Origin of the sequence: Halalkalibacter okhensis (genome assembly GCF_000787375.1) — a bacterium.
GTDB classification, from domain to species: Bacteria; Bacillota; Bacilli; order Bacillales; family Bacillaceae_D; genus Halalkalibacter; species Halalkalibacter okhensis.
On the sequence record NZ_JRJU01000002.1, the window covers coordinates 47,117 to 58,476 of the forward strand.

General features: G+C 37.9%; 6 protein-coding genes and 3 pseudogenes. 6 read left to right on the forward strand and 3 right to left on the reverse strand.

Annotation, left to right across the window (positions count from 1 at the left end):
* Positions 1-8: 8 nt before the first annotated feature.
* Together LQ50_RS02020 and LQ50_RS02025 are read right to left on the reverse strand one after the other, a co-directional pair.
* Positions 9-2,474, reverse strand: coding sequence for a restriction endonuclease-like protein (locus LQ50_RS02020; protein ID WP_034625559.1), 2,466 nt, complete (start codon positions 2,472-2,474; stop codon positions 9-11).
* Positions 2,443-4,155, reverse strand: a pseudogene (locus LQ50_RS02025) (MrcB family domain-containing protein); the annotation flags it as partial. The pseudogene LQ50_RS02025 and the gene LQ50_RS02020, both read right to left, overlap by 32 nt.
* A 201-nt stretch (positions 4,156-4,356) precedes the next feature.
* On the opposite strand from LQ50_RS02025, the gene dndB reads away from it, so the two are divergent.
* The 5 genes from dndB to dndA are packed head-to-tail and all read left to right on the forward strand — an operon-like array spanning position 4,357 to position 10,512.
* Positions 4,357-5,451 (forward strand): DNA sulfur modification protein DndB, encoded by a 1,095-nt coding sequence (gene dndB, locus LQ50_RS02030; protein ID WP_034625561.1) that lies wholly within the window; start codon positions 4,357-4,359, stop codon positions 5,449-5,451.
* 1 nt (position 5,452) lies between these two features.
* Positions 5,453-7,018 (forward strand): DNA phosphorothioation system sulfurtransferase DndC, encoded by a 1,566-nt coding sequence (dndC, locus tag LQ50_RS02035; protein WP_034625564.1) that lies wholly within the window; start codon positions 5,453-5,455, stop codon positions 7,016-7,018.
* Positions 7,019-7,034: 16 nt separating this feature from the next.
* On the forward strand, positions 7,035-9,014 hold the full coding sequence (gene dndD / locus LQ50_RS02040) for a DNA sulfur modification protein DndD (protein WP_034625566.1): 1,980 nt from the start codon (positions 7,035-7,037) through the stop codon (positions 9,012-9,014).
* Positions 9,011-9,379 carry a DNA sulfur modification protein DndE gene (dndE, locus tag LQ50_RS02045; RefSeq protein WP_034625575.1) on the forward strand — a complete coding sequence of 123 codons (369 nt, stop codon included), beginning with the start codon at positions 9,011-9,013 and terminating at the stop codon, positions 9,377-9,379. The genes dndD and dndE overlap by 4 nt, the downstream gene beginning before the upstream one ends.
* A gap of 11 nt (positions 9,380-9,390) precedes the next feature.
* Positions 9,391-10,512 carry a cysteine desulfurase DndA gene (gene dndA, locus LQ50_RS02050; protein ID WP_034625578.1) on the forward strand — a complete coding sequence of 374 codons (1,122 nt, stop codon included), beginning with the start codon at positions 9,391-9,393 and terminating at the stop codon, positions 10,510-10,512.
* Between the two features lie 40 nt (positions 10,513-10,552).
* Here dndA and LQ50_RS24790 read toward each other — a convergent pair.
* A pseudogene (locus tag LQ50_RS24790) lies at positions 10,553-10,800 on the reverse strand (transposase); the annotation flags it as partial.
* A gap of 91 nt (positions 10,801-10,891) precedes the next feature.
* Between LQ50_RS24790 and LQ50_RS26480 the strand changes: the two are divergent.
* Positions 10,892-11,359, forward strand: a pseudogene (locus tag LQ50_RS26480) (ISL3 family transposase).
* Position 11,360: the final 1 nt, after the last annotated feature.

The window sequence follows — 11,360 nt, forward strand, 5'->3', positions numbered from 1 at the left end:
TGCCCCACCTACTCCCCGATCACCCTCAACACCTCACGAAACACCCCACTCGGCTTCCTCCGCAATTCCTCATATTCAACCACCCTAACAAACTCACCTTTCACAATCTCGATCTTACTCTCCACCCCATTCATCCGAACTTCAACATCCTTAAACCGAAAATGCTGCACACTACTAGCTTCATCTAATTGTTCCGAATCGAGATCTACCTTAATCCAGTCCGATACCCGCCGCAGCATTCGCCAAACGGACAGTTCATCCTTCGATTTCATGAATAACTCTGGTAACTCCTTCGCTTCCTTCAAATGAGTAAGAGTCGTCATCGCATACCCCGCTATTCCATAATGAACAGGCTGTATCACAGAGCCTAAATTCAACCAAGAATCAACCACAAACCGCACTGAGCCATCTTCTCCAACTTCTACATCCTTCACTTTCCCGTAATTCCACACACCATTTCGAGTCATCTTCGCCTCTTTGCTTACATACAGCGCTACATAAGATGCTTCCTGCCAGCCCCGTTTTAACGCATCTGCATTCAATACGTACGCAGCTTCCTGCATACAGCTTCTATATTGATCTTCACTCGAAACAAGTCCAAGTAGGACATATTCATCCAATGAGGAAACCCAGTCGTCTTTCGTTCCTCTTGGCAAAATCCCTTCCTCTTGAATCTCTTCCGGACTCTTTTCAATTAAATGCTCAACAAACTGTTCGACCATCTCCGTAGCTGATGGTAAAAATGGTAAACCACCAATATTCACTTCATCAATACTTTTATAAAAATGGTGCTCCGAGTACCCTGTTTCATCCTCCCACGGAAACAGCACATACGCCCCGAAAGCCGTGCGCTCATATGGCCCTTTCTGTTTAGCGACAATCGAATCACGATAGCGGTGCATCGTATTGATGTCTTCCTCTAACGGTCCTGGAGTTTTATAACGATTTCCGTAATAGCTATCTTCTACAGCAAAATCAATTCGGTATTTGGCATCAAATACATAGTCATAAGAATAATCCTTGCCTTTCTTTGCGATGCTCAGGACACTATCCGGCTTTTGCGTCGTTGTTGGATTTCGCTCCGTGTGCTGATACGTTAAAACAATCTTCTCGTCTGTCACTGGATGCTTGAAAACACGCTTAGCAGATTGATTCGTATCTAGTCTTACAAATAATCCGTCTCGATTTACTTTGACCACATCCTGACTTACCTGATGATATTTCTTACGTAACAGTTGACCAAGCTTAAGGAATGTCCACACTTCATATAACTCTGCAACATCTTTTACCGACATTTGATACAGCTTCCCTTGTAACGCTAATCCTTTTGAAACGGTTAAATAAATTTGAAAGGCGTCGCGGTAGCCTGGTGCCATTTGCAAAACAAGACTCATAACGGAACGGTCCAATAAACCAACTTCTTTCCAAAACGGGTTTTTCTTTTTCAACGTTAGCTTGCGAATCATGTCTTTCACTTTCTCTAAAAGATCCTCATCCGCTTCCGTCTTTCGCCATTTCTGAACCGTTAGCTTCTCATATAAAAACTCGAGTTTCTCAATTAAACGCCCAATCATCCATTTGACATAGCGATTTTCATGCGTGTCATACGTTAACCCTTTCCGAATTCGCAGTCCTTCTTTTGGCATCATGTTTCGATTCGCTAACTCGCCCCCATTTTTCACTTCAACAAAAACATGTGGGTTCTTTCTCAAATAACTCCGAGCCTTCGAATCTAGTCGCTGCAGTTGATCGCCTCTTGCTTTCTCATGCTGTTTCACGAGTTTATGATGAGGTTGCCGCTCGATCCGTTCAATCGCCCGTAAAAACGCTTGAAAATGGACCGTGATCAATCGATAAAACTCCGCTAAAGAAGGCTGTCCATCAAGCTTCACCTTTGCGCCTACATATGTCTTTTTCAAAAAATGATACGCAAGATTGTAGATCTCATCATTCACTTCTTCTAAAAGCTTTTGATAATCTCGCTTGTAATCAAGTTTTGATGGAAAAATCTCCAACGTTACCTGCAGCAACGTCTTTCGCTCAGTCCGAACCTCAAATGTCGAGAGCCCAACCTCATTTTGAAACTGCAAATTGCCCATCAACAAATACGACGAGCCAAGCTCTACTCGACCAATCGCCTTTCGAAGGCTAGGATGTTCATGATAAAACGAAAGCTCCGTGTCTCCTTTAGGATGGACAATGACTTGATAGACACTATTCTCAAAGAAAATCGGCCGTAAATCGGAAGGTGGAACGAGTTGTTGTTGCTCCACATCATAGACGAGAATCTTTTCAACTGAGTTGCCACTCCAATCAAATTGCATCACATCATGAAAATCCAATGTTCGATACTGTTGCAGCCCTTCATACCGCTCATGATAAGGTCTTCCTTTTATCACAAGCGAAAACGCCGTCGTCTCAATTACAACCAGCTCGACTTCCTTAGGAGCTGATCCAGAAGGAAGTAAAGCCATCGTCTTCTAACCTCCTTACCATCTCTAACACTTTCTCCGCACTCTTTGGATACACCGCATAGGTCACATCCTCCATCGCAGCATCCTGTGCATACTCAATCTCTTTATTGGTAAACAACTTGAACAATGCCTTTAATACCCGTTCAATTCTTGTATCACTGCCAGCTAACCGTGGCAAGATCTTTTGCAAAATGCAATGATCAAGTGCCGTTTTTCGTTCCATTACCTTGCTTTCTTCATTATAAGCAAGATAAAAACAAACCTCATCCCGCACCCGATACCCTACATGTGATCCATTGATTTGCAAGAGGGTATTAATCTCCACTAGAACACTCGTCACTTCTTCGACAAGCTCTGGATAAGCTGAATATACATCCTTTAAATGAAGATACTTTGTTGCAAACACACCATTATGTAAAACAACAGGGTCCATTTCCTCTCTATCTTGTAAAAATTGAAGGTAATCAAGCTTCACTCGATTAAACTCAAGCGTATTCGCCCGGTCTAACACCTTCTTACTAAAAGGATGAGTCGTTTCATCCATATTCACGGTTCCAATGATGTACACATTCGCAGGTAAAAAAATATCTCTCCCCGCTATTTCTTTAGATAGAATCGTCGAGGTAACCAATCTACCCTCTTCCCATTTCCGACTCTCCATCACACTTAACAAATCACTAAAATAATGCTCAACACGCGCTAAATTCATCTCATCTAGCAACACAAAATACGGCCTCTTGGGATCATCAAGCGCTTTTTTTAACACACTCGTCAGCGGCCCTTCTTTGAACTCACCTTTAATATCTGTATACCCAAGCAAATCCGAACCATCGCTCCAATCAGGACGAACCGGAATAAGAGCAAACTGACCATTTTCCTCCGTTGCCCCTACACTCTCAGCAAACCACTGGACGATTTTTGTTTTGCCTGTTCCTGAGATTCCAGATAGGATGACGAATGGTTTTGTTTTTAAAGAGTAAAAAAGGTTTGTGACTTCTTCTTTTTCATAGTAGAAGCCTTTGCTTGTTATGTAGGAATGAACATGCTCGATGACTTCCAGAGAGGACAAAAGCTTTACCCTATCTTCTGCAACTGCTTCAGCACCAGTATTCGCAGCAGGATACTGGTTGCTCTTTAGTTCAATATACCTTTCATAATAGGACGTCATCTTTTCTAAGTCAGAAACGAGCTCCTCTTCAGCAGGCATATCATCAACCGAGTATATAATGTAAGCAGCTGTTGAATACGCATAATCTCGTGCTCTCTTTGATGGTCCAAGGTTAATCTGATCATCCTTTTTAACTTTTGGGTCCATCTTTATTTCAGTGCGTATTTCCTGATTAATTACAGCCATTTCCTCACGAGTCGATTCTGTCACTCCTTGAGCAAGTGTTAGATAAAGTCGTTTCATATCTTCACTAAACAGATAGACAATATAATAGCCACGCTGCGTTGATGTAGTGATATTTGAATTCATGATAGCAACCCAAGGTACAACTGCCCAATTTCCTTGCCCAACAGATCCCGTGATCGTGTAATTTGAGTTGATAAAAGGGAGGCTTCTGATTTCTCCAGGAACATCATTTCGAAGGACGGAACCCATTGGATTGCCTGCAAATGATTGCTGTCTAGCTTCTATGTAGTTGTTCATTATATATAAAAATTGGTTGTGGAGGTTGCTCACACTTATCGACTCCTATAGATTGATTTCTTAGAATACTCAACTAAATTTGGACTACATGACTAATTAATATGTACTACAATATATACTCTAACAAAAATTAACAAAAACCTCTAAAACCTGAGCAATTCTATTGATCTCTTATTTATTATCAGATATTATAAAAACATAATATTACGTACGTAAAAGAGGTGGATGTATATGAATTCTGCATTTAGTTACAATTTCCCCGCGTTAAGAGGTGTACAAGGTGGCAAAGAGTATTTCGTTGTAATGGTCCCTTTGAGACTTATCCCTAAAATTTTTCTCTTTGATGAAGAAGAAATTCCACCTGAGCACCGTTCCCAAAGGATACTTAACAAATCACGCGTTCCGGACATCACAAACTATATGCTTGAAAATTCAAAGGAATATGTATTCTCATCCTTAACTGCCTCTATTGATGGTCAGATAGAGTTTCAGTCCTTTAGCGATAATCCAAACTTTAAAGATTTAGGTAATTTAATAGTCTCGCTCGATTCTAAATTCTTAATAAACGATGGTCAGCATCGCCGCGCTGCTATAGAAGAAGCATTAAAAATATCACCAGAACTAGGCGAAGAAACTATTTCTGTGGTGTTCTACCATGATTATGGTCTTTCAAACTCACAGCAAATCTTCGCAGATTTAAACAGACATGCGGTCAATACTACATCTTCTATCGGAATTCTTTATGACCACCGCGACCAATTAGCTATGTTAACAAAAGAAATTATAGCAGAAACACCTTTACTTGAACGTTATACAGACAAAGAACGTGTTTCACTCTCTAAAAATTCACCGAAGCTTTTTGCGCTAAATCACATTTTCAACACCAACCAAAAGCTACTTGGTAAAAAGAAAGGTGAATTTATTTCTGAACAAGAGAAGACGTTTTTAAAAGATTTTTGGTTCTCTTTAATTGGTAGTATGACCGAATGGAAACAAGTACTAGATAAAGAACTAAACCCCAGAGAGCTAAGAGCCAATTTTATTGTTGGACATGGTGTCTTCCTTGAGGCTATTGGGGTGGTAGGCAATTACCTCTTCTATAACTACCCTTCAGATTGGAACAAATATATAGAGAAATTATCTACTATTGACTGGAATCGTAGCAACAGAAAAGATTGGATGGGACGAGCGTATGGTCAAACTGGTAGAATTAATAAGACCAATCAAACAATTACTCTAACTGCCAATCTTATAAAAAGAAAATTAACTCTTCCATTAACAGAACAAGAGGAAGAAATGGAAAATCTATTAAAACAAGGTGTGTAATATGATAAATAATTTAATTTCTAATATGATAAATAAAGATTTCCCTAAGGTGGATGAAGCAAAGAAATTAGTACAGGAAATGTACCTAGAAGATCATCGCCCATGGGTTGTCGGCTATAGTGGTGGTAAAGATTCAACTGTAGTTGTCCAATTAGTATTCGAAGCCCTTTCTGGTTTACCTAAGGAAAGCCTTCATAAAAAAGTATATGTTATCTCTTCAGATACATTAGTTGAGACACCGTTAATTATATCTTCTATTAATGATACTCTACGGAGAGTTCAAGAGCATGCATTAAAACTAGGACTACCTATTGAAACACATAAAGTAAAACCACCGGCTGAAAAATCTTTCTGGGCCAATATTATTGGAAAAGGTTATCCCTCCCCAAATCAGAAGTTTCGCTGGTGTACTGATCGCTTGAAAATTGAACCAGCAAACCAATTTATCTTAGATAAAGTATCTGCTTTTGGTGAAGTGATTATGGTTTTAGGTGTTCGTGACGATGAAAGTGCTACGAGAGCAAATGTTATGAAATCACATACAGTTGAAGGAAAAGTTCTTATGAGACATTCAACTCTATCAAATGCTTTTGTATTTGCCCCAATCCGTAACTTTTCATTAGATGATGTTTGGAACTATCTTTTAAATTCTGACTCACCATGGGGTGACGATAATCATGCTTTAAATAAACTTTATCAAGATTCATCGAGTGGTGAATGTCCCCTAGTAGTTGATAAGACGATTAAGGAGAGCGCTGGTTCTTGTGGGAACAGTCGATTCGGTTGTTGGACGTGTACAGTTGTGACAGAAGATAAAGCATTAAACGGGTTTATTGAAAGTGGCGAAGATTGGATGCTTCCCCTACTCGAATTCAGAAACTGGCTTGCAGACATTCGTGATGTTCGTTCATATAGACAGAAGTATAGAATGAACGGGCAAGTTTACTATAGAGATGTTCGTGTAGAAACTATTGATGGACAAGAGTTTGTTATTATCCCAAAGAAATCAAGAAAACGAGAAGAAAAGATCCTTTTAGACTCGTTTGAAATTGTAGAAAAAACAGACCTTAAAGAATATATAATTAAGCACAATATTGATTTATCAACTGGTGACGAGCCTAACATCCTTATTAAAGATGAAGATAAATATCAACGTCTTGGATTAGGGCCATTTACAATGGAAGCTCGCGAATTAATTCTACGTAAACTTTTAGAAGTGCAACGTGATTTGAAACACCCTTCTGAGCAACATCATGAACTTATTAGTGAAGAGGAACTAAAAGTAATTAGACGCTATTGGTTAGACAGTGGAGAGTTTGAAGATCGGGTTCCACAAATATTCCGTGAAGTCATGGGATACGATTTAAACTGGGAATTCGATGACCGTCCTTTATTCGATGCAGAACAAATAACTGACTTGGAACTTTTGTCTCAAGAAATGAATGTTGACATGAAGCTCTTAAAAAGACTTATCGCTATTGAAAAAGACTATAACGGCTATAAAATCAGACGTGGTATTAGTCAAGAAATTGAAAAGGCACTAAAACAAGATTATTTACACCTATAAGGGGACGAATGAAATTATGCAATTAAACAAAGTAATATTAAATAATATAGGTGCTTATAAGGGTGTTCATGAAATTGATTTATCTGTTCAACCACCAAATCAAAATGTCATTTTATTTGGTGGTGAGAATGGCGCCGGTAAGACTACCCTTCTTAATTCAATACGTATAGCACTCTTCGGCGCTTTTTCATTTGGGTTTATGACTGAAAATGATAACTACTATAAACAAATTTACTCGCTTTTAAATAAATCCGCTGTGCTTGAAGGAGTAGATCGCTACCAAATTATTTTAGAGTTTACCGAGGTCGAGAACTTTGTAAAAAATGAATACCGTTTTATCCGCATGTGGAACTTATCTAACGGTACACCTAAAGAACAGTTTTCAATAATGAGGAATGGTCAGTATTTAAGTGAGGTCGATAAAGAAGGCTATCATTCTCGCTTAAAAGAAACCATCCCTCCTGAACTATTTAACATGTGTTTATTTGATGGTGAAGAAATTTCAAGAATTGTGAATGATAACCGATTATCGGATTACTTAAAAGCTTCAGCCAAGGTTTTATTCAATTTGCATTTATTTGAGGCACTCGAAGGAGATTTATCTCAATATATTAAACAAGCCCAATTGGAGAAGCAACTAACGAAAGACGAAGAGGATATCTATAAGCTTGATGAAGAAATTTTATCACTTTATCGGGAATACGAGAAATTTATTAATGAAGAACAAAAAATCCAAACACAGATTGTATCTCTTGAAGAAAAATCTGAAGAATTAAAGAAACAATTTGATCTCAATGGTGGTCTTGTTAAGGAAGAGCGTAAATCTCTCCAATCTAATGTTAACGAGATAGAAAACCAACGTAAACATAATTCGGAGAAGATGAAAGATTTTATTGCTACTGAACTTCCGTTGATTATAGTTAAGGATTTGTTTGACGACGTAAACGAGCAAATGGAATTGGAACACTCATTTGAGTTGCATGAGCAACTGTCACAAAAATTAACTGTTGCAAAAATGAATGAATTAGTAAAAGACATTGCACCATCAGAGCAAACTGATGAATTACGAACTCGTTTTCTATCTTTGTTCCCAAAACCACAAACAGACTTAATTCACAGGGCATCTTTTGCTCAAAGAAGTGAAATACAATCAACTGTAAGTGAATTAGAAAAGTTAAATGTTAACTCTTATATTGAATCAATAGAAGAAAATCAACGTCTACTTGAAGAAGCGAAAGCTCTTCGTAAAAAAATTGAAATCAATGATTCAACTCATGATTTCAAAGAAATCATTTCCGAAATTGAAGACATTTCAAAACAATTAACTACTCTAGAACAAAGACTTACGGAAATTGAAATGGAACGAGAAACATTAGGATATAAAATTGCAGAGACAGAAAAAGACCGTAATAGTAAAAAAGAAAGGTTGCTCGCTAGTGAAAAGGCAACAAACTCATTTGCTATTGCAAAAAATGTTCAAGTGTTAAGTGAACAATTCCGTATACAACAGTTACAGAAGAAGTTACAACATGTTCAGATTGAAGCTACAAGAATGCTAAATGATCTTATGAGAAAGAAAGATTATGTTACTGCTCTTCAAATTGACCCCAAAACGTTTCATGTAACTTTATACAACAGCAACCATCAGGAAATCTTAAAAGATCGCCTTTCTTCAGGCGAGAAAGAAATTCTTTTACTTTCTATTGCATGGGCGATGTTTAAGTGTTCCCGTATTAGACTACCATTTATCTTTGATACACTATTAGGACGTCTAGATAAAACTCATAAACAAACCGTTTTATCAAAATTAATCCCTACTTGTAGTGAACAAGTTATTATTTTAAGTACGGACTCTGAAATCGACAAAACTCATTACGAGATCGTAAAACCTTATGTTGCCAAAGAGTATACACTTGATTTTATTATTTCAGAGGAAAGTGTAACTATTCATAATCGCTATTTTGAACTTTCTCAATCAGAGGTGACAGTTAAATGAATTTTCGATTAAAAACATCTAGTTATGTAGCAGATCGACTTAAGCAATTACAATCTTCTACTAACTTAACACCAAACATTCTAGCAAGAATAGCTGTCTCTCTTTCTTTAAAACAGAGCTCAGTCCCTTCTCCAACTCCATCAGAGGCTGGCGGGATTGAATTTAACCGAAACACGTTGACCGGTGAACATGACTACTTGTATAGAGCGTTAATCGCTCAACATGCTCAGAGAGAAGTGAGCGACGTCGAATTCTTCCCAGAGCTTTTTAATGCTCATTTAGAAAGAGGCGTTAGACTACTTTCAGGTGAGTACCAACACGCAGGAAACTACGATAAATTTATTCTTAATTTACTACGTCAATAGTAGGTGATTTAATGCTATACCTAGACAATAGTGCTACTACGCAAATGCTACCTGAAGTTAAAGACTCAATGCTTCCATACTTACTCGAAGAATTTGGAAACCCTTCGAGTAAGTACTATTCCTTAGCTACTAATGCCAAGAATGCAGTAAATGAAGCACGTGAACATATAGCGAAATTAATCGGTTGTGATTCTGATGAGATCATATTTACAAGCGGGGCAACTGAGAGTAACAATATGATTATTAAAGGGATTGCTGATTACTACGGAGAGCACAATCAACATATTATTACCTCAAAAGTAGAACATCCGTCAGTACTTGAAACATGTCACTATCTTGAAAAAAAAGGGTTTACTGTCACTTACTTAGATGTTGACTCATATGGCCGAATCTATTTAGACAAACTAAAAGAAATTATGTTACAGTCCCCTCCCCTATTGGTTTCGATTATGTGGGGTAACAATGAAATAGGTTCTTTGCAGCCTATCGAAGAAATTGCCAAATTATGCGCTGAACAAAACGTATTCTTTCATACAGATGCTACACAAGTTATGGGAAAAGTGTTTACTGACATCTCAACAATAGAAGGCTTACATTTTCTTTCATGCTCCGCTCACAAGTTTCACGGACCTAAAGGTATTGGCGTTGCTGTAATAAAAAAAGATCGTAATAATTTGAAAACCAAAATTACCCCTCTCCTCCACGGTGGTGGACAAGAAAATGATTATCGGAGCGGGACACTACCAGTTCATAATATAGTCGGGATGGGAAAAGCAGCCCAATTAGCTTTTGCTAACTTTGATCAGAACGTTGAATATCTTTTGGATTTAGAAAACCATTTACGTATGATATTAAAAGCCAAATTTGGAGATGTGATTGTATTTAATAGCGATGAAACAAAAAAAATCCCTGGAATTATCAGTGTTCAGTTTAAAGGAATTAACAACGAAATGCTGATAAAGAATTTAGCTGGGGTTGTTGCTTTATCTACAGGCTCGGCTTGTAGTTCTTCAAAACCTAGTCACGTATTACAAGCCATTGGTCTGCATGCTGATGGACTAAGATCGACCATTCGTTTCTCCCTTTCTTCTTTGGTTAAAAAGGAAGAATTAGATATCTTCAAACAACTTTAAGCAGGATGATACCTAAGTGATTACAGCCATCCGATTGAAAGTAACGACAAAAGTGGAAGCGATCCACTACAATTACAGGGTTGCCCAAAGTTTGTTTGACAGCTGACTTAAAGACAAGGCTCATGTCCATAATAACTACTTCTACGTTTACGCCTCGTTGACGTAAGTATTCCTTAATTGTTTTTAATGACCAGTTAGGAAGGATATCAATAGGCTTCTTGGTTACACCATTGCAATAATAATTTGAAACTTGCCCTCGTCCGTGTCACTTTTGTACTCGTCCATCGCAGTAGTTCTTCCACTTCTATTGGGCGCAAGATCGTGTACGGCGTCGGTCCAATACACTTTTACAGATTATTATCGCAAAAAGTGCAAACGGATGAGATATGTTTTTCACAAGAATAATAAGAAGTTGACGGAAAAAGATCGTTGCTATTTTGAGCGATACTTGGACATGTCAGAGGAATTAAAACGAGCTTATGAATTGAAAGAGGACTTCTGTTAATGGTTTGAACTTGCGAAGATGCACGGAAAAACCTCAATGACCTATCAAAAGGAGCTATTCTATCAACGAGTTGAGAAAGAAGAATTTAAAGAGTTTCTTCAAACCAAGAAGATATTTCAGAATTGGCAAAAATAGATTCTGAATAGTTTTGCCTTCAATTACTCCAATGGATTTTTAGAAGGAATTAATAACAGTACGAAAGTGATGAAACGAAATGGGTTTGGCTTTAGACGGTACGATCGTTTCCAGAAGTCGAATTCTCCTTCATCATTAATTCAAGAATATTGGAAAAGGAATTGGGTGAGGTCGGCAGACTCATCGTCGGCCAACCCCAACATTTGAC